Source organism: Persicitalea jodogahamensis, assembly GCF_014651615.1.
Taxonomy (GTDB): domain Bacteria; phylum Bacteroidota; class Bacteroidia; order Cytophagales; family Spirosomataceae; genus Persicitalea; species Persicitalea jodogahamensis.
Map to the genome: position 1 here is coordinate 127719 of NZ_BMXF01000004.1, position 24202 is coordinate 151920.

14 protein-coding genes are annotated in these 24202 nt (G+C 50.7%); 7 read left to right on the forward strand and 7 right to left on the reverse strand.

The features are described 5' to 3' along the window. Positions 1-8 precede the first annotated feature (8 nt). From IE117_RS18945 to IE117_RS18960, 4 genes are all read left to right on the forward strand, one after another. Entirely contained in the window at positions 9-2525 is a 2517-nt protein-coding gene (locus tag IE117_RS18945; RefSeq protein WP_189566087.1) for a glycoside hydrolase family 88 protein, read from the forward strand. Positions 2526-2633: 108 nt separating this feature from the next. After that, complete coding sequence (locus tag IE117_RS18950; RefSeq protein ID WP_229581149.1) at positions 2634-4316, forward strand: sodium:solute symporter family protein; 1683 nt, start codon at positions 2634-2636, stop codon at positions 4314-4316. 96 nt (positions 4317-4412) lie between these two features. Then, positions 4413-6383, forward strand: coding sequence for a glycoside hydrolase family 2 protein (locus tag IE117_RS18955; protein WP_308439293.1), 1971 nt, complete (start codon positions 4413-4415; stop codon positions 6381-6383). Positions 6384-6425: 42 nt separating this feature from the next. Continuing rightward, complete coding sequence (locus IE117_RS18960; protein WP_189566089.1) at positions 6426-8708, forward strand: FAD-dependent oxidoreductase; 2283 nt, start codon at positions 6426-6428, stop codon at positions 8706-8708. 30 nt (positions 8709-8738) lie between these two features. Here the strand turns inward: IE117_RS18960 and IE117_RS18965 are convergent, their stop codons facing one another. Further along, positions 8739-9746, reverse strand: a complete 1008-nt coding sequence (locus IE117_RS18965; protein ID WP_189566090.1) for an NAD(P)H-dependent glycerol-3-phosphate dehydrogenase — start codon at positions 9744-9746, stop codon at positions 8739-8741. 145 nt (positions 9747-9891) lie between these two features. Here IE117_RS18965 and IE117_RS18970 point away from each other — a divergent pair, with 145 nt between their 5' ends. After that, positions 9892-10230 (forward strand): DUF2853 family protein, encoded by a 339-nt coding sequence (locus tag IE117_RS18970; protein WP_189566091.1) that lies wholly within the window; start codon positions 9892-9894, stop codon positions 10228-10230. 132 nt (positions 10231-10362) lie between these two features. Here IE117_RS18970 and IE117_RS18975 read toward each other — a convergent pair whose 3' ends face one another. Then, entirely contained in the window at positions 10363-11778 is a 1416-nt protein-coding gene (locus tag IE117_RS18975) for an efflux RND transporter periplasmic adaptor subunit (RefSeq protein ID WP_189566092.1), read from the reverse strand. 135 nt (positions 11779-11913) lie between these two features. Next, a complete protein-coding gene (locus tag IE117_RS18980) occupies positions 11914-13407 on the reverse strand; it encodes a TolC family protein (RefSeq protein WP_189566093.1) in 1494 nt (497 codons plus the stop codon). 295 nt (positions 13408-13702) lie between these two features. On the opposite strand from IE117_RS18980, the gene IE117_RS18985 reads away from it, so the two are divergent. Then, positions 13703-16057: an alpha-L-rhamnosidase-related protein gene (locus IE117_RS18985; RefSeq protein ID WP_189566094.1), complete on the forward strand. Its 2355-nt coding sequence runs from the start codon at positions 13703-13705 to the stop codon at positions 16055-16057. A gap of 21 nt (positions 16058-16078) precedes the next feature. Here the strand turns inward: IE117_RS18985 and IE117_RS18990 are convergent, their stop codons facing one another. The 3 genes from IE117_RS18990 to msrB form a co-directional block, all read right to left on the reverse strand. Beyond that, positions 16079-17098 carry an endonuclease/exonuclease/phosphatase family protein gene (locus tag IE117_RS18990; RefSeq protein WP_189566095.1) on the reverse strand — a complete coding sequence of 340 codons (1020 nt, stop codon included), beginning with the start codon at positions 17096-17098 and terminating at the stop codon, positions 16079-16081. A gap of 143 nt (positions 17099-17241) precedes the next feature. Next, complete coding sequence (locus IE117_RS18995; RefSeq protein WP_189566101.1) at positions 17242-19824, reverse strand: penicillin-binding protein 1A; 2583 nt, start codon at positions 19822-19824, stop codon at positions 17242-17244. A 167-nt stretch (positions 19825-19991) separates the two neighbouring features. Beyond that, on the reverse strand, positions 19992-20498 hold the full coding sequence (gene msrB / locus IE117_RS19000) for a peptide-methionine (R)-S-oxide reductase MsrB (protein WP_189566102.1): 507 nt from the start codon (positions 20496-20498) through the stop codon (positions 19992-19994). A gap of 216 nt (positions 20499-20714) precedes the next feature. Between msrB and IE117_RS19005 the strand changes: the two genes are divergently transcribed. Continuing rightward, complete coding sequence (locus tag IE117_RS19005) at positions 20715-21968, forward strand: DEAD/DEAH box helicase (RefSeq protein WP_189566104.1); 1254 nt, start codon at positions 20715-20717, stop codon at positions 21966-21968. Between the two features lie 267 nt (positions 21969-22235). Here the strand turns inward: IE117_RS19005 and IE117_RS19010 are convergent, their stop codons facing one another. Further along, positions 22236-23933, reverse strand: coding sequence for a sulfatase-like hydrolase/transferase (locus IE117_RS19010; RefSeq protein ID WP_229581151.1), 1698 nt, complete (start codon positions 23931-23933; stop codon positions 22236-22238). Positions 23934-24202: the final 269 nt, after the last annotated feature.

Consider the following 24202-nt stretch of genomic DNA (forward strand, 5'->3'; position numbering starts at 1 on the left):
AATAAATAATGATCGATAGACGAGTCTTGTTTTTAGTTTTTCTTTTGGCGATTGGATTTGTACCATTTGCGCTGGCCCAGAAATCGGTACAACTGGCGAATGACCACATTCGTATCCATTGGCAAAACTCGGCGCAGGGATGGCGCATTCAGGAAGTCGCCGTCAGGCAGGGGACTAAATGGACTAAAAAGACACTTACTCCTTCCGGGGAGTATACTCTGTTGTATTCAACAACCAAGCCCTCTACCAAACCGAGTGAAACTTTTGAAAAATCGACGGGCGGGGTATTTCCTGAGGAAAACTACCATTACCAGCAGCAGCAGTGGGGGGAAAGTACCAATGCAGCGTCGCTGAATACGGCGGGCACGCCTTATTACTTCTACCCGAAAAATGTCGATGCTGTAAGCAAATCCCATCTACGCTTCACCTCCGAAACCGAGGTAGCCACGGTAGTTACGGACTGGAAACTGAATGAAAAGTACCCCACCGATATGGTGGTTACCCAAACGCTCACTCCCAAAAAACAGGGGTTCTTTTCACTGGCCAGTCCCAGTTTGGGTACTGTGGATCGGAAAGACATGGCGTGGGCAACGGTGCCGGGGTACTTTCAGGGAAATTATTTTCAGGAAAATTTTGCCAAAGCCTACGCGTATGGGTACGGAATTCCAGAGCGGCCCGTCGTGTACCGCGAGCGTTGCGCCAGCACATTGAGTCCTTTGGTCAGTACGAAAGGAGGCGTCACCTTCTCGGTTATTTCTGAGCCGGGGCTGGCGCGCGATCCCTGGGCCAAAGACCAAAGTACCCAAACGGACTGGCACATCGGGCTGTCACACATGAATCGTAAAGGCGAGCTTTCGCCCACGCTGTACTATCCGGTTTTGGGGGAACATCTGTCGGAACGGGAAGAGGGAAATGCGCTCAGCTACTCTTTCCGGTACAGCCTCACGGATGGTGACTGGTTTCAGGCGCTGAATCATACCATTTATGACATATACCGCTTCAAAGAAGGTCTGGCACTGCGCCAAAGTACCCAATCGCTAACGGATCGCATCGAAAAGATGCACTACTACCTCACTGACCCGAAAACGTCCTTGTGGAATATTGAGGAATATAAGGGCCGTAAAATCGGGGCACAGTCGTATTTGGGTGGGGTAGTTGGTTCCAACAAGGATGCCATGAAAAACTCAGACTATGGCGCTATGTGGATGCTGGCCAACGCGACCAACGATCCTGACCTGACTAAAAACGTGTTGCCCTATGCCCTGAATTTCAAATTGACCCAGCAGATTGCCGACGGAGATTTCTTCAAAGGAGCCATTGAGGGACAATACTACCTGGCCAAGTCGAAGAAGTTTGTGGAGGAATGGGGCGAGGTGGTGGAGCCGATTGCGGTCACCTACTACATCATGCTCGACATCGGAAATATGCTGCTCTTTGAACCCGACAATGCCGAGTTGAAAGAACGCTTGCGCCTGGGCGCGGAAAACCTGCTCAAATGGCAGCAGTCCGACGGAAGTTGGGTAGTGGCTTACGATAAAAAAACGGAGGACGAACTATTCAAAGACATTGCCGACTACCGCCCTACGTTCTACGGCTTGCTGGTAGCCTACCGTCAACTCAAAGATCCGAAGTACCTGGCCGCTGCCAAAAAAGGAGCAGATTGGTTTGTCGAGAACGGGGTGAACACCGGAAGTTTTCTGGGCGTATGCGGCGACGCACGCTACGCGCCTGACTTCGCCACTGGGCAGACCGCCCAGGCCTTGCTGGATTTGTACGAAATCACCAAAGCAGAAAAGTACAAGGAAGCGGCCATCAAAGCGGCCAAGATTTATACTTCCTCGGTCTACACGCACCCCATCCCTGACCGCCAAACCAAAACGGTGAAAGGTACCAAAAGGGAGGATTGGGAAATTTCTCAGGCCGGGCTCAGTTTTGAACATGGAGGAATATTTGGGTCGGCCAATCGCCTCGGACCCATTCAGTTGGCCAGCCATGCCGGGATGTTCATCCGCATGTCGGCTCTGACTGGCGAACCTCTATTCGCCGATATGGCGCGGGCTGCTTCCACTGGACGCGATGCCTTTGTGGATAGTACCACCAGTGTCGCCTCGTATTATTGGAGTACGATGAACAAAGGCGCCGGGCCATACCCGCACCACGCCTGGTGGCAAATTGGCTGGCTGACCGACTACCTCATGGCCGAAGCCGAGTACCGTTCTGACGGTCAGGTGAAGTTTCCTCGGGGGTTTGTCACGCCCAAAGTAGGGCCGCACCAGACCTATGGCTTCGCGCCGGGTACCATCAACGGGGAAAAAGCCAATCTTCTGATCAATGAAAAATTGGTGAGGGTGGATTCACCGTCGATCGATTACATACTTGCGGAGGCTGTGGATGGTAAAAAGAAATTCGTAGTACTCTTGAATGATCGCGCGCAGCCCACTGATTTTAACTTGGCAATCGGTCAGAACAGTCCGGTCAAAAAGAGCCTTCCTGCGTTCGGTATGGAAGTAGTCAGTTTTGAATAAAGCAAGGGTACTTTAAAAATCACCTTCACTGCGCACGAATTAGGTAACAATTATAAGCTGGCTACCGCCAAAAATTAATTCCCTCTGAATAAGCTCGATTTCATCGTCATGGCCGCCTTTGCGGTGTTCCAGTTAGTATTAGGACTAGCTTTTTCCCGCACGGGTACCGACGCCAAGTCGTTTTTCGCCGCTGGTGAATCCGCGCCCTGGTGGGTGAGCGGTTTGTCGCTTTTCATGAGCTTCCTGTCGGCGGGTACTTTCGTGGTATGGGGTTCCATTGCCTATGACCTAGGCTTTGTGGCCATCACGATTCAATTGACCATGTGCATCGGTGGGCTGGTCACCGCCTACTTTCTGGCTGCCAAGTGGAAGCGCACCCACGCGTTGACGGCCGCAGAGTACATTGGTCGTCGTTTGGGCGTGAAAGTGCAACAAATGTTCACCTACCTCCTGACACTGTTTACCCTTTTCACCATTGGAGGAGTGCTCTACCCCGTTGGGAAACTGGTGTACGTGGCCACACCTTTTTCCCTTGAAACCTGCATCATCGCCCTGGGATTGATGGTGATACTGTATACCGCGATGGGCGGATTGTGGGCGGTATTGGTCACTGACGTGCTGCAATTCGTCATCCTTTTGGCCGCCGTCCTTATCCTGGTGCCGCTCGCTCTGGAACATACGGATGGCTTTGGCTCTTTTGTCGAAAAGGTGCCCGCCGATTTTTTCAATGTCTTCAACGGTGATTTTACATTGGGCTTTACCCTGGCCTTTACGCTGTTTCACATCGTTTTTATTGGGGGCAACTGGGCCTATGTACAGCGGTACACCAGCGTCCGCACGCCGGCCGAGTCCAAAAAGGTAGCCTACCTTTTTGCGGGACTTTACGCCGTCAGTCCATTTTTGTGGATGCTACCGCCTATGATTTTTCGCTCCATCAATCCCAATCTGTCAGGGTTGGAATCAGAAGGGGCCTACATTCTCATGGCTCAACTGGTGCTGCCCGCCGGGCTGGTAGGACTAATGCTGGCGGCGATGGTGTCAGCCACCGCCAGTACCGCCAATACCCTGCTCAACATGCTGGCGGCAGTATTCACCAACGATGTGTATAAAAAGCTGATAAATCCCGAGGCCAGCGAAAAACTACAGGTAGGGGTGGGGCGAAGCATGACGGTAGTTTTCGGGTTGATTACAATCGGAATTGCCCTGGCCGTACCCTATATCGGCGGACTGGTGAATCTGGTACTGAGCGTGGGTGCTATTTCAGGAGGCTCGCTGCTACTGCCTGTACTCTGGACCCTTTTTTCCCCTCGGCAAAACGCGACGTCCATCCTTACAGTCTCTTTATTAAGCTTGACGGTTAGCCTCTTTTTTAAATTTGGCACTCCCTTGCTGTTCGACTTCACCCTGAGCCGCGCGGCAGAAATGTCGCTGGGCGTTGGCCTGCCGCTTGTGCTGTTGGCCATTTTCGAGTGGATTGTGTTCAAAGATAAAGCAGAGGATGACCAATACATTGCCTACCAACGATGGTACACCTCTCGAGCCAGCGAAGTACCCCAGCCAGTCGCTGAAAATTCGACAGGTGCTGTCTCTCAAAACACCTTCGCACTGCGGGCCATAGCGATCAGCTTCGCACTTACGGGGCTGAGTATTGCCGGGTTAGGGATCAATGGGGGCCGAAATGTTGGATTGATTGTGGGAATAGGCTTGATAATCGTGGCTTTGGGGGCTTGGGTGGGGTGGTCTGCGCGAACCATTCACCCTACACTCCACAACCCCGAACGCGAAGATTAAATCACCTAAAAATTGTCCAATTCAGTACCAGTCAATATAATGATAGAAAAGAGGTTACTAGTTTTTGGGTTTTTAGTCTGCTTTGCCTGGCAAGCGGTGGCTCAGTATACTATCAAGTATCCGGATGCCATCCCTCTGCACGGGGAATGGACGTTTGCGCTCGATCTGGCCGATCGGGGGATAGCCGGGAAATGGTACCTCGATAATATTACTAAAAATAACCGGCAGGATAAAGTGACAGTACCGCACTGTTTCTCGGCCGACCCGCGCTACTTATTTTATACCGGCACGGCCTGGTACCGAAAATCGTTTGCGTGGAAACCCGTGTCGGGCAAACGCGTGATTCTGCATTTCGACGGTGCTTTTTACCTGACGAAGGTTTGGCTGAATGGCCAGCCGGTAGGTACCCACGAAGGGGGCTATACACCGTTTCAGTTTGACGTGACCGAGCATCTCAGGGAAGGAGATAATATGCTGGCCGTTTCGGTCAATAATGATGTCTGGAAGCTGAACACCCTTCCGGCAGTGAAAGACAATGACGACATCAACAGCTCCTTTCCGGCCTGGATCAATTACGGCGGGTTGACCCGTCCTGTGTACCTTACGGTAGAGCCGGAAGTTTATGTGGAGAATCTGAAAGTAGAAGCGACACCCGATCTGGTAAAGGGTACTTCTATTTTAAAAACCAAAGTACGGGTACGGAACGCGTCGCGTCGGCCCACTACCCCCAAGGTCAAATATGTGGTGCGGTTGGGAGAACAGGTGCTTCCGCTGAATTGGAAAACGAAAACTGAGAACATACCTGCGGGGCAAACGGTCATCATGGAGTCTGAAACCAGCCTTACGGCAGCGCAAACCCGGCTCTGGGCAGTGGATTCGCCCACGCTCTATCAATTGGAATCAGTAGTAGGAGGCGATTCGGTAACTACCCGATTCGGGATTCGGAAAGTCGAAATACGCAATGCGCAGCTCCTGCTGAATGGTCAGCCTGTGCGGCTGGGTGGTGGCAATCGCGTGCTGGACTACCCGGGGCTGGGTTCGCTGGAACCCGATTGGCTCATTGAGAAGGACTTTCGGCTTATGAAGGAAGCCGGTATGGAATTTCAAAGATTGACGCACTATACTCCCTCAGAATATTATTACGATCTGGCGGATAGGTATGGAATGCTGATTATCACGGAAGCGGGCAATTGGCAGCTTACACCCACTCAACTCGACAATGACACCATCCGGACAAAATTCCGGCAACAGTTCCGTGAAATGGCTGAGCGTGATTGGAACCACCCGAGCGTGATTGCCTACAGCGTGGGCAACGAGTACTTCTCCGATCAGCCCGCGGGCCAGCGCTGGACCAAAGACATGATCGACTACGCGCGGGAAATTGACCCTACGCGGCTGTATACATTTGCCAGCAACCGGCTCAACAGTATGCCCCAGAAGCCGGAGGACGAAGCCAGCCAGTATGTCGATTTCGTGTCTGTCAACATCTATGGCAACCACGCCAAAGTCCTGGACCACGTCCATCGGCTTTACCCCGATAAGCCTATGCTCATTAGTGAGTGGGGTACCCGGGCCGATGCCGCCAGCGGTGAAGTCGGGCAGGCCCAGCACGTACGTGAGGTAGTGGAAGAAATCCGGAAGCGACCTTATGTAGCGGGTGCCTCCTGGTGGACTTTCAACGATTACCAAAGCCGGTACTATCTCACCAACCCCAATGGTTACCGGCCCTGGGGATTGGTGGAACCCAACCGTACGCCACGGCCAGCATATGCTGCCTACCAGCATGAAATGGCTCCCTTGACCTTGGAAAAAGTTGCGTATGAGGCAGGTACTCAGGGAATACATCAGCTTCGGCTGAAAGTCACGGCAAGAAATGATTTTCCCGCTCACCCGGTGCAGGGGTATTGGGTGGAAACGCCCAAGGGAAAGGTAATGCTGCCCTACTTACAGCCGGGCCAAAGTGAGATCCTAACCATAACGGTGACAGGTTTTGACAAAACACTTTTCCTGAAAGTATTTAAACCGACGGGCTATGTGGTGCTGACTGAAACAGTCGAGCTGAGTTGATTTTGATGAGACGATTATATAAAATATTAAAAATACAAGAGGATGATTAAAGCAACTGCTGTTGACAAAAGGATACCACAGACCCTAGATTTAGCGGCTGATCTGGTAGTAGTGGGAGGGGGGCTTTCGGGTGTTTGTTGCGCGATTACAGCCGCCAGGGCAGGGACGAACGTAATCCTGGTGCAAGACCGCCCGGTGCTGGGGGGAAATGCCTCCTCCGAGGTTCGGCTTTGGGTTTTGGGCGCCACTTCGCACATGGGCAACAACAACCGATGGGCGCGAGAAGGCGGCGTAATCAACGAGCTGCTGATTGAGAATATGTACCGTAATCCCGAAGGGAATGCGCTCATTTTTGATACAGTTACGCTGGAAAAAGTGGTCAGCGAACCCAATATTACCCTGCTGCTCAACACGGCCGTTTACGATCTCGAAAAAGACGCTGAGGACGCGGACAAAATCACCAAAGTCATCGCATTCTGTTCCCAGAATTCAACTCGGTACGAGCTCTCTGCTCCATTGTTCTGTGACGCTTCGGGCGATGGCATCCTGGGTTTTCTGGCTGGAGCGGCATTTCGCATGGGTGCGGAATCGAGTGAGGAGTTTGGCGAAAAATTTGCGCCTACCGCTGAATACGGCGAGTTATTGGGGCATTCGATGTATTTCTATTCAAAAGATGTGGGCAAGCCGGTTAGCTATGTGCCACCAAGTTTTGCCCTGGATGTCACCAACAAAGTACCGCGCTTTCGCAGCTTCAATACGCAGGATTTCGGGTGCCGCCTTTGGTGGCTCGAATACGGTGGGCGTCTTGATACGGTGCATGACACCGAAACTATCAAATGGGAACTCTGGAAGGTGATTTATGGTGTGTGGGATTACATTAAAAACTCTGGTGAATTCCCAGAAGCCGAAACCCTTACCCTAGAATGGGTGGGAACCATACCTGGTAAACGTGAGAGCCGCCGCTTCGAGGGAGACTACATGCTGATTCAGCAAGACATCGTTGAGCAGCGCGCTCACTACGACGATGTGGCATTCGGAGGATGGAGCATCGATCTGCACCCTGCCGACGGTGTTTTCAGCGAAAAGCCCGGTTGCAATCAGTGGCACAGTAAAGGGATTTATGGTATTCCGTACCGTAGTTACTACTCCCGGAATGTAAAAAATCTTTTCCTGGCCGGGCGAATCATTTCTGCTTCCCACGTGGCGTTCGGCTCATCGCGGGTGATGGCTACAAGCGCCCACGGCGGGCAGGCAGTAGGAATGGCGGCGAAGATATGCGCCGAAAACAACTGGCTACCTGCTGATCTTGCCAGAAAGGAGAACATACTAATCCTGCAGAACGAATTGTTGAAAAATGGTCAACACATTCCCGGTCGGACGCTTAAAGACCAAGAAGATTTGGTGCAAATAGCTACCGTCTCCGTTTCAAGTACTTTGAAGTTGACCGAGTTGCCGGAGGAGGGCGAACCCGTTCCGATGGAGTTTGCGACTGCTCAGATGATTCCGGTTGGGAAGGGGAAAGTGCCGAAAATTACGATTCATCCCTACGCAGCAGAGGCGCTGGAGGTGGGAGTGGAATTACGGATGTGCAGTCGGAAGGACAGCCATTCGCCAGATGTGCTTTTGGAGAAAAAAACAATAGCCCTGCAAAAAGGCAGAAATTGTATCCAACTGGATTTTGACACCCAGTTTTCGGAACCAGCCTATGCTTTTCTGACTATCCAGAAACATGACAAAATATCTTTCCGATTGTCTCAGAAGCGCATTACGGGTTTATTGACCGTCTATAACGCCACCAACCCTGCCGTGTCAAACTATGGCAAGCAGGAACCCACTGAGGACATTGGGGTAGATAACTTCGAGTTTTGGGTGCCGCTGCGAAGACCCAAAGGAAAGAATCTGGCATTTAAGCTGGAAGGAGGGATTGATTGTTACGATGCTGAGAACGTGCGAAACGGTTTACAGCGTCCTACGAATCAACCGAATGCCTGGGTCGCTGACTTTAATGATACGGACCCAATGCTCACATTGAGCTGGCCGGAAGTACAGGAATTGAAACGAGTGGAATTATTTTTCGATACAGACTATGACCATCCGGCTGAGAATGTACTGATTCAACAGCCTGAAAATGTGATGCCATTTTGTGTGCGGGACTATCAGGTACTTGATGAAAGGGACGAAATACTCTTTGAGAGAAAAGAAAATTACCAGACCAGAAACGTGATCGATTTTGAAACGCCGATAAAAACATCAAGCTTGAAAATCAAGCTAACACATCCATCGGCCGATTCACCGGCAGCGATGTTTGAAGTAAGATGTTATTGAGCAAACGCAGCAAAAGAGTTACAGCCAGCTTTACCTAAGCTGGGCTTTCAATTCGTTCATTACCAGGCCTGGGGCAATTCCCTCGTACAAAATACGATACACAGCATCTGTGATAGGCATCGACACCCCAAGTTGTTGGTTTATGGCGTGGATACTTTTGGTGGCAAAGTACCCCTCAGCCACCATTTTCATTTCCACCTGCGCAGCTTTTACACTATATCCGCGACCGATCATATTTCCAAACAGCCGATTGCGGCTAAACTGCGAATAGGCCGTTACCAGCAAATCGCCCAGGTACGCAGAAGCGCTCATTTCTCTTTCGCGCGGATCGAGGGCAGTAACGAAGCGACGGATTTCCTGCATGGCATTGGATACCATAACGGCCTGAAAATTATCCCCGTAGCCTAAGCCATACGTGATGCCACAGGCCAGGGCCACAATGTTTTTCATTACGGCGGCGTATTCCACGCCGTAAAGGTCGGCAAGCGGATGTGCCGTAACGTACCGGCAGGTGATAATTTTTGCAAAGTCGGCCGCACACTCAGGGTTGGTCGAGGCGATCGTCAGGTACGACTGCTTTTCCAACGCTACCTCTTCTGCATGGCAAGGCCCGGCAATGACGCATATGTCACCAAGTGGCACCTCAAACCTCTCCTCCATCCAATCAGTGACTAATAGGTTCACCTCGGGAATCATCCCCTTAATGGCCGATACAATACGTTTTCCTGAAAAGTCGGCCGGTTTTAGCTTTTGAAGTGGTTCTTCAATATAGGCAGCCGGAACCGCCAGCACAATGTAATTGGCATCCCTGATAGCGTCTTTTATTTTGCCGCAAACCTTAACTTTTTTAGGGGAATGGAAGACATCGCTCAAGTACCTCGGGTTATGGTGGTAGGCGCGGATGTGGTCGATATCAGCCTGGCTCCTGAGCCACCAGCGTACCTGGTTGCCAGTTTGTTCACTCAATATTTTCACCAAAGCAGTGGCCCAGCTACCTCCGCCTATTACGGCTATTTTATGCAAGGATGGTTGTTTCATGGAGAATTTCTTTTCCGTTTGATAAGTTAAGGCGTGGCTTTTTGGGTAAATGGGCGTCTAAGCTTTGATTATCATGAAATATTTATTTCATTGATAGTTAGTTTAAGCACATTTATTTCTAATCCCAAACAAAAACAACCCATTTATGAGCAAATTTGACGACTTGATGGCAACTTACATGGAGGAGGCTGAAAAAATTGGCCTTTCGGTAGATGCCGACCTGCTGACAAAAGTAACGAAAGGGCTGGGCCCGTCGATTTATAACACGGATTCGGCCAAGGTATCGTGTAGCGACAAGGCTGAACTTGACCGTGTGAAGAACAATTTTCTGATCAAGAAAATGGGCATGGCAGATTCGGGAGAGTTGGATTCCGCCATTCAAAAAGTGTGCGAGACCTTCGGAAGCTCAAACCGAAATAAATATCGCGCCCTGTTCTACTATATGCTCGTGAAAAACCTTGGGAAGGAAAACCAATATGCTTAGTGCGCTCCGGGTACCTGAACGGTTTGAAAACCGAGAAAGATACATAGAAATAAAAAAGCTTTGCGGTAATACCGCAAAGCTTTCCATTTTTTTAACCTAAACTAAATCGAATAAATACATTTAGAGAACGCATCAATCTGCTTTTTCTTTTGAATCCGCCTCAGCTTTTTTACTTTCAGCGCTCTTTTTTGCAATCTTATCGCCACTTTTAAGTCTTTTGGACACAACAATAAATGGCCCCGAAACAATCTTTTCTCCGGGCTTAAGGCCTGACAGAATTTCGATGTTCTCAAAGTCGCTGATACCGGTTTTTACCTCACGAATAACGGCTACGCCGACACTATCCACGAATACCACTTCCTTGATCGGCTCCACCTCAGTGATCGGCTTGCCCTCTGCCTCTTTATTACTGTTGTTGTCAGGGTCGGTCGGTTTGGCTGCATCCTTGGCAACTTTATTGTCGCGGGTAGTTACTGCAGCGATGGGAACGGATAAAACATTCGACTTGCGGTCGGTGATGATATCTACCGAGGCCGTCATTCCCGGTTTGAAAGGATAGGATCGCTTGCCCCGCTTTGCCATCAGGTCTTCGAAGGACTCATTCAATATCTTCACTTTAACCTCGAATTCCGTAACGGCATCGGCAGAGACCGCAGAAGCCCCGGCCCCTGTAAGCCCGCTGGCCGTGTTGGCGATTTCGGTTACCACGCCCCTGAATTTACGGCCCGTACCGCTGTAAGCATCCACGTCGATATCAGCCGTGTCACCAACGGTAACGCGGACAATATCGTTTTCATTGACATTCACCTGCACCTCCATATTGTTAAGATTGGCAATGCGCATCAGTTCGGTACCCGCCATTTGGCTTGTCCCGACCACACGTTCACCCACCTCCACGTTCAGGAGTGAGATGATACCACTAACCGGGGCGAAAATCGTGGTTTTGCGCAGGTTTTCAGCCGCATCGCGGAGTCCGGCCTCGGAGCTTTTTACGTTAAATTGAGCGGCTTGAATGTTGGCTTTTGCCGCCTCGATGTCTTGCTGAGCGACCTGATAGTTGGCGCGTATCTGTTCGAAGTCCGCCGCTGAGATTACCTTGTCTTCGTAAAGCTTTTTGTTTCGGTCAAAATCGGCCTTTGCCCGGATGGCGCGGGCTTCGGCCTGAGCCAGAGAGGCACGCGACTGTTCGGCCTGAGCCTTGCTGGAATTGACGGTGGCCTGGGCGCGGGCGAATAACGACTCGTAGTTATCAGGGCGGATTTTAAGCAGCAGTTGTCCCTGTTTTACCGAATCGCCTTCCTCCACATACAAGGCGGTGATTTCTCCCGATACATCCGGGCTGAGCTTGACTTCAACCTCGGGCTGAACGCGCCCCGAAGCGCTTACACGCTCTACGATGTCGGTAGTTTTGGCTTCGGCGAATTCTACCTCAGTGGGTTTTTCCTGTCCGATCCAGCCTGCTGCTTTGGCAACGAAAAGTCCGCCTACGAGCAGCACCACGATGCCACCTAATATCCACCAGGTACGATTTGAAGATTTTTTAGCCATGATTATTTATTTGTAATGAGGGAGTTGGTGAATGTCTGAGGAAAATTCAGAAAAATGAAAGGTTTAGATATGAGAATGTTTCGGTCTCCGAAAGCTACTTGGTTGCGCTTTTGCTACCCTGGGTTTGGCTTACAATCACTCCACAGTGATCGGTTTGTTCATGTAGAAGTCCAGGATTTTGGTACGGAATGTATAGTCGTATTTAGTCTGAATCAGATTGGCGCGGGCACGGTCGAGGTTGGCCTTGGCAATGTTGTATTCAGCCGAGTTAATGGCCCCGGCCCCGAAGCGGCTTTCGGCTACCCGGAAAGCTTCTTCCAAAGCCCGCACCTGATTGGCCGTGGCGCTGTAGCGCTTGCCCGAATTGTTCATATCGATGTAGGCCTGCTCTACATTCTGCCTGATTTGCTGGGTGACGATATTGGCCTGTTGTTCCAGATTTTGTTGCTGAATGCGGGCATTGGCAACACGGTACTTGGTTTGATAATTGGTAAATATTGGAATCTGCAAACTCAGGTTCAGTCTCGAGTTACGGTTGAAGTTGAGCTGGTCGAAGTAGTTGAATGTTTGTAAACTACCCCCCGGCACCTGTACCACCTCAGTGACAGGAAGCGTTTGATCGCCCACCACAACGAAACGGGTACTGGAGACAACCTCTTGCGTTGTGCCCTGGGAGCCATCGCCCACAAACCGCGTCTTGGGGGCTGCACTGGAGAAAGCTGTGCTGACACCACCGCTGAACGTCAGGCTGGGGAGCCCCTGGGCCTTTGCAATCTCGATGGCCGCTCCGGCCGATTGAACCCGCAGCTTGGCCGCTTCCATTTGGGGTAAGTTTTGCAAAGCTGTATCGAAAACCTCATTGACTGTGTTTTCGTATGCCCGTAAGGCCGGGTCAGGTGCGTCGATGGTCTGAACGTCGATTACTTCGCTTCCGGGAACATTCATCAACTGTTTCAATTGTAGTTTGGAAGATTCCAGGTTATTCTCGGCATTCACCAGCGAAAGCTCGTCATTAGCGAGCTGCGCCCGAAGGTCAAACAGCTGGCTTTCTGCCAGACTCCCGGCATCTACCAGCCTTTGGGTGCGGTCAAGCTGAAGCTGGGTGGCGGCACCCTGCTGCCGGGCCACTTCGATTAACTCCCGGTTGCTAATGATATTAAGGTAGGCCAGAGCCACATTCAGCATGATATCGTTTCGCGTAGCGGCAAGATCTTTTTCGCTGGCCTGAAGCGTCAGGTCATTCTGCTTGATGTTATTCTGAAGCTGAAAACCATTGAAAAGCGTCACACTGGAATTCAGGCTGTAGTTATTGAAGCTGATGTTCTGCTGCACAAACTGGTTTGTGAACGGGTCGATGTTCCGACCGAAGCTAAAACCCTGTGACGCATTGAAACCCAGACTAGGCCAGCGTTGCCATTTCGACTGGATGAGGTTGTTCTCATTGGCCGAAACCTGCAGACCAGCCTGTTTAATTTGTGGATTATTCTGCAAAGCAATCTGCACGCACTCCTCCAGCGTCAGGCGCATTTTATCGGGAGTAACCGTTGATGCAGGGTTTTGGGTGGTTACCTGGGCATAAGCCAGGCCAAAGCCGCCCAGAAACATAAAAATGAGTAGGATTCTCAACATAGCTATTAAAAAAGAAATTTCAACTGTTGATTAAGCATTAGCTCAAAACTAAGACTTCCTTCAAAAAATCCCCCTTCTTTTAGGACGGGCGGTTGTAAGGATTGGTAAAGCGGGATAAAGGGCGGATTAGTTGGTGCTGTATTTTTTTGAAATTATGCGTATATTCGGACACGCTTTTATATCAACACAACTCTTGCTGCCAGTGCCGCGACGGATCACCTCATATTCGCTTATTACAAAGTACCTGATTTTTCTTTTATGCGTCACTCTCGGCTGTAAAAAAGTCCAAAAGGAATTGGAAACCGATTCCCTTACCCAACTCAGCCAGCTAATGGCGGGTTCTGACAGCCTGGTAGGGCGCACCGAATACCTTACGACGCCTTTCGTCGCTGCGGGGGACAGGGTGTATATGATCGGGGCGCAGAACGGTCAGTTTCCCGACCTAGGCTGGCACGTGAAGGGAGAAATGGGGGGAGTTTGGGATCATCCTATCAAACTTTTGGATGGCTTTACCGCGGCAATCAATCTGGAAGGGAATTCTTTCTGTTTGGATCAGGCTGAGACATTCATTAACTATCCCTTTGCCAATAAACACCTTTTTTCGTTTCCGGAAAATGATCTTCGTGTGGAGCGCTTCCAATATGTGCCCGACGGAAAGGAGGCCCTGCTGGTGGAATATACATTCAATAATGATGGCTCAGAACCGCTGAAACTGAATTTTGAGTGGACTGCCTACACCGACTTGCGTCCGACCTGGCTGGGCGACAGTACCGGCATGGTGGATGCCGTTGACTTTGCCCAATGGGACGAGGATCGTCACGCCTGGGTGGCTAAAGACAGCCTTAACGGGTGGTACGTGATGACCGGCTCGACTATCGAACCAGTCTCTCACGGGCAACCTTCTACCGTTTGTAACTACAAACCTGCCGGGAAGGGCACTCGCGCAGCCACAGTTTATACCCTTGAAATTCCTCCTCACGGATTAATGGTGTTGCCTATTACCATCGCGGGTTCGTACCAGTCGCTTGATGCCGTCCGGGAAACGTTCTATTCCGCCCGCCGCGATGCGGCCAAAAATCTGATCGACAAGAAGCAAAGGTACGAGGCGATTGCCTCCAAAACCCGATTGACGATTCCTGATAAGAAATTACAAACAGCCTTTCGGTGGGTTAAATATAACACGGATTGGCTGGTACGCGATGTACCGGAGATTGGCCGCGGCTTGTCGGCAGGCCTGCCCGATTACCCGTGGTGGTTTGGAGTGGATAACGAATACGCTCTTCAGGGCGCCGTGGCGACCGGGAGGGCTGATCTTGCCCGCAATACGGTACACTTGCTCCACAGACTTTCCGAAGACCGCAATGGTAATGGTCGTATTTTGCACGAGGCGTCAACCAATGGGTACGTGTTCAATCCTGGAAATATCAACGAAACGCCGCAATTCGTGACGATGGTATGGCAGGTCTACCTCTGGACGGGCGATCGCAAATTCCTGGCAACTTACTACCCTACGGTGAAACTAGGCCTTAAATGGTTGATGGAGCAAAACGACAAGGATAACAACCTGCTGCCCGATGGATTCGGGATGATGGAAATACACGGACTGAACAGTGAAATGGTGGATGTGGCCGTTTACACCCAGTTGGCATTTGCCAATGCCGCCGACATGGCTACCGAAATGGGCGAGCCGGAAGTGGCAAAAAGTTTTTGGGCTACCTCCCAGAAATTGAAATCCCGGATCAACAGTGACTTCTGGGTCGCGGAACACGATTCATACGCCGATTTCATAAGTACCCCTTCTCAAGCGTTGGTCTTGATCAAGGACGCCATCATTCGGGCCGATTCATTAAGAAAGCCCTGGGCCGTCGCCGAATTGCGGGAAGCGCAGAAACGTTACCAGCAACTCCCGCCGGACCGGAAGCAGGGCTTTGTCATGCACCACAACTGGGTCGTGAACACACCAATGCAAACGGGCGTGGCTGATACCGCCAAGGCACTGATAGCACTCCGTACCGGCCGACAGTTTGTCAATCCTTACGGAATGTTTGTAACTGGAATCGATCGTGACGAGTCTGCCGGAAAAGATACCAGCTCATTTGCCAAAAACCGTAAAGTATTCAGCTACACGGGAGCCGTGATGACTTTGCCAACGGGGGTGCAGGCCATTGCAGAAAACAACTACGGACGTCCCGATCAGGCACTCGACTATCTTAAAAGAATCAGCCGCTCGTTTAGTTACGCTCTGCCGGGCTCCATTTACGAGGTATCGCCCGACTACGGTATGATGACCCAGGCCTGGAATCTTTACGCTCTGGCTGTTCCAATTGTGGAGCAATTCTTCGGCATCCTCCCGCGGGCCTCTCAAAAGCGTGTCCGGATTCAACCGCTCATGCCTACGGCCTGGAATACCGCCGGATTGGAAAACGTCGAGATCGGAGAGAACAGGCTGACGGTTCATTTCAGTCGGGAAGCTAAAGCCCAGCAACTTGTGCTGGAACAAACCCTGCCCGAGTGGAAGCTTACCGTCGCCTACCCGGCGGGGCGGTTTCAGAAGTGGGAGGTAAACGGTAAAGCTGTAAAGGTTAAGCGTGTGGGAGCGTTTGATACCGCGGAGGTAGAGGGAGTGAAGGTAGTTGTGCGGGTGGAATGACTATAAAACAATGCGCATCTCTCATAAATTTATCTCCGCCGTAATAGGAAAGTGATCCGAGGCGTGCGGGTACTTGGCCCATATTTTCTGACCATCGGACATTTCCATATGTACCTGTGCATTGGTTACCCATTCGGCACGGTTGAAGCTGTAGAGGATGTGGTCGATCCACACTTTTTGCCAGACATTATTAAATATGGGGTCGGAAAATGAGGTGGTGAAGATTTTCTCAAAACGCAGTTTTTCCTGGTCATTCGGAGGGAGAGCATCGAAAAGAGCGTTCCCCAAACTCAGGAAAGGGCGCCAGATATTACCCATCAGTCGCTCTATGGCACTTCCAAGCAACCGCTTTTCGCTGGCATCCATGCCTGGCCCGTCATTAATATCTCCGCACACAATGATGGGGATACGCTGCGTCTCCTCTTCTCCCAGGTACTTATCCAGGAAATTGACCCTGATTTGAGTGGCCTGTGCAAGTAATTTCTTGCGGTTGGCATCGGCCATTGCCCACCATTTGCTCCATTCGTACGCTGTGAAAATACCTTTGCTTTTCAGATGCAATCCCATGATCCGAAATCGCTGCCCATCGGCAAGCGCAATTTCGACGTACAGTGGTGAACGTTCAAAACGGTACTTTTCGATGATCCCGTCGTTTTCATTGGGAATTTCAAACGGCTGGAACACCGGCATCTGTTCAGTGTTGAAAAACTCCACCGGTTTTCGGCTATCAAACAGGCCTCTATCCACCCGTATGGCACAACCAATGCATTGTGAGGAGCCTGAGGTGGGTTGAAGTTTCACCTCCCAGGTACCCGCCACATCTTCTTCAAAAAAGAGGTTAAGTTCGCTTTCCCGGTTTGGTCCTTCAACCACTACCACTATATCGGGAGAGATTTCATCGATTACCCCACCGAGATGACTGCGCCTGGTGCGTACCGTGGTGCCCTGGGCATGTTGGGGTTTGTGATTGTCGGCATGAAAATTCCCGTCCTTATCGAACAGATCGTTCATCCATTCCATGTTCCAGAGCATTAGTTTCATCGTCGATTGAGATTATATGATGAAAAACTACCTGCTAAATATCCGAATAATCGGAACGGATTTCAGAGAATGGATAAGGTTTTTAGTAAGCGGTCGGGGTAGTTTTTGGTCTGGGAGACAGCCACATGATTAATATTATCGGATCACTGAATACGCTTTTTAACCGAGTCCACCGATGGTACGGGCAGCGGCGGAGGTGGCGGCCCGATAAGCGGGCTGGCCGATGGTTCGATCTCATCGGGCATGAAAGGCTCCTCTTCTGGTTCGAATTCCAGCGTGTCGGGCTCGTAGACCGGGTAAGAGCATTTGTATTCCTTATTGATCTTAACCATCGGTTGCGAGAATGGCCGAGGCTTCACATCCAGCGATTTGTCTTTGTAAATATTTTCCAGAAAACTACCCACGATGGGCAGAGCCATACGCGAGCCCTGTCCGAGGTTGGTACTACGGAAGTGGATCGACCGGTCGTCGCCACCAACCCAGGCCCCCATCACGAGGTCGGGCGTAATGCACATATACCAACCGTCAGAGTTGTTGGAGGTAGTTCCGGTTTTGCCACCAATCTCGCCCTTGTTGGTGACCACACCCGTAAAATTATACAGGCCGCGTGAGGTGCCGCCCGGTTCCTCAATTCCGCCTTTGAGCATGTGGCGCATCAGAAAGGCCGACTCGGGCCGGATGGCCTGATGGCGTTCCGGAACAAATTCCTCGATGACACTGCCACGCTGATCCTCGATACGGGTCACCAAGACCGGCGTCGTGTAAGTACCTGAATTGACAAAAATGGAATATGCCGCCACCATGTCATAAAGCGAAACATCGAAAATTCCCAACCCAATGCCCATTTCAGCACGGAGAGGGGTGCTGATCCCCATTTTCTCGGCGTAGCGGACAACCTCTTTTGGTCCAACCTTTTCAGTAAGCTGCACTGTAATGGAGTTCACCGACTGCGCAAGTGCCCGCCGCAATGTCATATTGGAATAGGTAAAATAGCCATTGGAGTTTTTGGGCGCCCAACGCTGCATTTTACCATTAATCATCATTTCACGAACATAGGGCTTGTCGACGATGCGGTCACAGGGGGTCATGTCGTAGGTGGTGTCATCAATAGCCGTTGTGTACACAAATGGCTTGAAGGTGGATCCCGGCTGTCGCTTGCCCTGCTTCACGTGGTCGTACTTGAAAAAATTGTAATCGAGGCCGCCAACCCAGGCTTTAATGTAGCCCGTTTGCGGCTCCATGGCCATCATGCCTGCACGCATGATTCGCTTGTAGTACTCCAGCGAATCCATCGAGCTCCAAACCCTGACCATCGCGCCACCCGTTTTCCAGTCGTAGACGGTCATCGTGTCTTTTTTATTAAGGTAATAATCGATCGAGTCAGGCTGGTCGGGGAATCTGGCTGCCAGGGATTTATAACGTCCGGTACGTTTGATGACATCCTGCAAAAAGTTCGGGATTTCTTTCCCGTCCTCATCACGCCAGGGTTTTTCCCGGCCCCAGTGTTCATCAAACGTTTTCTGCAAATCCCGCATTTTTGTTTCCAGGGCCTTTTCGGCATGTTCCTGCATCCGGGAATCGATGGTTGTGTAGATTTTCAGGCCGTCGGTATACAGGTCGTAGCCGTTTTCCTCACCCCATTTCTTGACGTAGTCCACTACTGCATTCTTGAAGTAGTTGGCATTCCCATCGTAAGGCGTCTCGAATTTTACTTTTAACTCAATGGGCAACTGAATAATCGAATCTGCCTCCGCTTGCGTCAGGTAATTGAAATTAGCCATCCGGGTGAGTACGACGTTTCGTCGCTCGAGCGACCGTTCTGGGTTTCGGATGGGGTTGTAAGTGGTCGTTGCCTTTTGAAGCCCAACGAGTACGGCCGCCTCCTGCACATTGAGACTATCGGGTGACTTACTAAAATAAGACCGCGCAGCGGTATTGATCCCGTAGGCATTGTTGCCATAATCCACGGTGTTGAGGTACATGGTAATAATTTCCTCTTTGGTGAAGTTACGCTCCAGCTTGATTGCCGTCAGCCATTCCTTCGTCTTGAAAACCAAAGTACCCAACACGGGAATGCCACCAAGGAGTCCGCGGGCGTCGCGACGGCGGGTCTTGAATAGTTTTTTGGCCAGTTGCTGGGTTACGGTGCTACCACCGCCCTGATCCGTATCGCCCGTGAGCAGTCCTGCTGCTACCCGTGCCATCGCCCGCAAATCGATACCTGAATGGTCGTAGAACCGCTCGTCTTCGGTGGCAATAAGCGCTTTGGTAAGGTTGGGCGAAATCTGTTCGTAACCGACCGGCGTGCGGTTTTCGGTGTAAAACTTACCGATCATGATACCGTCGGAGGTATAGATCTCCGACGATTGATTGACCTTGGGATCTTGAAGGTCCTCCACACTTGGCATACTCCCCATGAGCCACAGGAAGTTCGTTTCTACACAAAAAATGTAAAATGCTGCAAAGAAAAGTCCCCAACCGAAAATCTTCCATAAACGAACGATCGGCCTGTAAAAATCCGAATTTTTATCGACTGTTTCCGCCCAGTATTGTTGTCCGGACCGATACAGGGCGCGTGTATTTTTCAGAAAGGGATCCAGACGCTCATGCCCGAACAGCTTTACACCCAAAGCGTAAAAAGCACTGTCAAACTTAGCCGCCAGCCAATCGTTGGCGCGTATTAATTTGGTTTTTAATGTATTGAAAAAAGCTAGAATAGCTTCCATGTAAAATCAGTGCTTAGAAGAGATGCCTACCTGGCTCGCTGGCAAGGCCGGCCATGACGCCCCTGATAAATCGGGGCTAGCCATATGCGCATTCCATGCCGGGCCAAAGATAACGAAAGCCGGACGAATGGCAGTACGTCCGGCTTGACAGTCGAAAGCAGTCGTTATTATTTCTTTGGTTTAAAGTTGAGCGCGACACCGTTCAGGCAGTAGCGGAGTCCGGTGGGTTTGGGGCCGTCGTCGAAGACGTGGCCCAAATGACCGCCGCAGACTTCACACAACACTTCGGTGCGGGCCATGCCCATCGAGCGGTCGGTTTTTTCTTGGATGTTTTTAGCGTAAAGCGGCTTGTAAAAACTTGGCCAACCCGTACCGGATTCAAATTTGGTATCGGAGCTGAACAAAGGTGTTTTGCAGGCAGCGCATACATAGATACCCGATTTTTTGTTGGTATTAAGCGGGCTGGAAAATGGCCGTTCGGTGCCAGCTTCACGCAGCACATAGTATTCCTGGGCCGTGAGTAGCTGCTTCCACTCGGCGTCGCTGCGATCGACCTGCCGGGGAGTGGCGTCGCTACTGGCATCACTGACATCAGCATTATTCTTCTGCGCCTGCGAGCAGGATAATACGCCAAAAAAAGCGCTCATCAGGGTAATTAATCTTATCGTTTTCATGATAATAGTGTTAATGAATTGTAATTATTATTTGGCTTAATTAACGCTTGGGGCAGAACTTTGGTTTATCTGTTCAAGAACCTGCCAGGCGATAACGTGGCCCGGTTTACATCGTTTTACCCTAATAAAACCGTACCTTGCAGCTTTTTATGACCGGGCCCGAGGGCGTTTCCGCCTGGACGGGCCTTTTTTATATACAAAAACTGAATTTCATCAATGACATTTGAAGCACTAAATTTAGATACACCCTTCCTGAAAGCGGTAAAAGAAGAAGGTTATACGGACCCTACCCCGATTCAGGCACAATCCATACCTCTGGTTTTACAGGGAAAAGACCTGCTTGGTTGCGCTCAGACGGGCACCGGCAAAACAGCCGCCTTTGCCATACCTATTTTACAACTGCTTAATAAGGAAAAAACAGCTGGCGGCCGACGTAAGATCAGAAGCCTGATTGTAACACCGACCCGCGAACTGGCGATTCAAATTGAAGAGAGCTTTGTGGCTTATGGACGCCACACAAACCTGAGCTGTACGGTCATTTTCGGAGGAGTCAACCAGAATCCCCAGGTGAAAACCCTGCAACGTGGAGTGGACATTCTTGTGGCGACGCCCGGTCGACTGCTTGATCTGATGAATCAGGGCTTCATCAGCCTGAAAGACATTGAAATATTTGTTCTTGACGAAGCCGACCGGATGCTCGATATGGGATTCATCCACGACGTCAAAAAGCTATTGGCTGCACTGCCCCGCAAGCGGCAATCACTTTTTTTCTCGGCTACTATGCCGCCCGAAATCATAAAGCTGTCGGATACGATCCTGAACAACCCCTCAAAAGTGGCGGTTACGCCCGAATCCACTACGGCAGAGACAGTGACGCAGTCGGTGTATTTTGTGGATAAAGGCAATAAGAACTCCCTACTTCTGCATGTGCTGGCTAATCAGAAAATTAAAACAGCCCTGGTATTTACCCGCACCAAACATGGTGCCGATAAAGTGGTGAAAGTACTGAACCGAAGTGGTATCAAGGCTGAGGCAATTCACGGCAATAAAGCTCAGAATGCCCGCCAGCGCGCTCTGGCCAATTTCAAGGCCCAAACTACCCGCGTTTTGGTGGCAACGGATATCGCTGCCCGCGGTATTGATGTGGATGAACTGGAGTACGTTATCAATTTTGAAATTCCCAACATCGCCGAGACCTACGTACACCGTATCGGCCGTACGGGCCGGGCCGGGTCAGACGGCACCGCCTATTCGTTTTGCGATGCCATTGAGAAGGCTTATTTGAAAGATATTGAAAAGCTGATTGGCCAAAGGATTCCAGTTATTTCCGAACATCCTTTTCCCTTGACCGACCACAATCCCGAACCGCCCAAGCAGCAGCAGCGGGGCCCTCGCCCCAACCGCCAAAGACCTTCTCCTGAAAAGGCTAAGCGGAACCGGGCCAATAAGTCGAGGTATGAACGTTCTTAGTTAAGCGTGCTGTGCCTGAATAGAAACACTGGCTGGATGATACGAACCAAGCAGTAGGGTGTGAAATGCTCACCAATCGAGCATTTCACACCCTATTTTTTGTGAATGAGCAATGAAAAAACGAAACTACTGCTTTGCCGAGGACATGATTTTCTCGGCCGCCCGAAGGTCATAATCAGCGTTCTTCTTCTTTTCATCAATGAGTTTCCTGACCATCGGGTAGGCGGGACGCGCCTCAGGTCCAAGCTGCTCTAAGATATTAAGTGCCTAGACACGAGCCATCTGTATGTCACTGGTAAGGGCATCGGTCAAGGCTTGTACGGCTTTCTTGGTCTCGCCCAATTTGGTCAATGCCTCGGCAGCGGCGATGCGCACGCTTACTTCTTTATCATTTAAGAGATCGAGCAGGTCGTATTTTGCGGGAGTAGCATGATGGTCCAATAGGGTGCAACCCGTTGCTGCCCAATAGCGGACGATTGCATCATTATCGACCAGCATTTTCATGATTTGAGGAAGATTTTCCGGATCTGCTTCGGATGCCAGTTCGGCGGCCGCCAAAACTTTTTCGACGTTGTAGTGACCGCTGCGAGCATAATCATATAGTGGGACGATATTGGAAATATCTTCCATCATCGCTTCCGGCAGGAAGCCCACATCTTTGATTTCGATCGCATAATCATGGGTGGCCTTACGCATTTTTTCCAGCACCGATTTATAGTTCGGATCTCCGGCCAGGTTATGAACATTATGCGGATCGGCATCCACATCGAAAAGCTCCTCTACGGGCTTTGTTTCCCAGAATTTACTTTGCGTTTCGTTCAAAGTACCTGCCTTATAAGCTGATTCCCATGATTTCATGGAAGGAGCTCTCCATAGATACTCAATGTATTGACCGTAAATCTTGTGCGGCATGTAGTTACGGATGTAGCGGTACTTCTTGTCGCGTAGCCTGCGAACCAGATCCATCCGTTCATCCATCCGGCCCCGAAAGGCATGGGCGTAGTTACGCTCGGAAGTCTTTTGATTGCCAAGAAAGGCTTTCCCCTGCATGTAATCGGGAATAGTGACGCCGGCGAGGCTCAACAGGGTAGGAGCGAAGTCGAGGAAACTGACGATACGGTCGGTTTTGGTATCTGGCTTGCCAGGCGCCAGATGAGCGTATTTCCTGGGAAATCGGATGATCAGCGGAATGTGCAATCCTGATTCATACATGAATCGCTTGCTACGGCCCAACACCCCGCCGTGGTCACTATAATAAAACACGATGGTGTTTTCAGCTTCACCAGACTTTTCCAGATCGGCAAGTACTTTCCCGACAAAAGTGTCCATATCCTCGACTTTGTCGTAGTACTGCGCCCAGTCGTGCCGCATTTCGGGAGTGTCGGGATGGTAGGGCGGAAGCGTAACATCTGCGGGCTTGTGGCGTAATTTGTCGTCAGGAGTGTAGGGATGGATGCTGCTTTCGTGGGAGATGGTCGTGTTAAAAATGGCAAAAAAGACCTGCCCGGCCTGGCGATTGGCATACGTTGCTTTGTTGCTTGATTCATCCCAGGCGTTTTCCTGGTCCTCAGCCACGTTATAGTCCTTTTTGACGTTATTACTGGTATAGTAACCAGCCTCTTTCAGGTATTTGGGATAAAACTTGACGAAATTGGGAATCGCGTACTGACTCCTCATATTCTCTGTCCCGATGGAGGGGGCGTACATTCCGGTAATGAGCGTCGAGCGGGAGGGCGCGCAGACGGGTGCTGTGGCGAATGCGTTAGTGTACAGGACACCTTCCCTGGCTAACTTATCAATGTTTGGAGTAGTGGCAAATTTATCACCATAGGCACCGATGAACGGGCTATTATCCTCACTGACAATCCATAAGATATTGGGCTGGTCCGTGTTTTGAGCATTCGCTGCTACGGCGGGGCTCAAAAATAGAACTCCGAGTACCAGACTTTTCAGATACTTCGACATTGAAATCATAAGTGGCCCATTTTGATAGTTCCCCGGCCATGATAGCATCTGCCATGTTAACGGCAACTAATTGAGTAGGGATGCTCGGCGCCTCCAACGGCCATGGGGGTACCTGTACTTTGTAACCCGGCCCGTGCAGCCGCACGGGCCGGGCATTAGCTGTAAATTGGTAAGCCGCATACCCTGCTACGGCAAACGGTTCAGTTTGGGCATGCCGATTTTGTGATTGGTGTAGAAGCCGTTGTCTTTGGCTGTTTTGTCGTCACCAA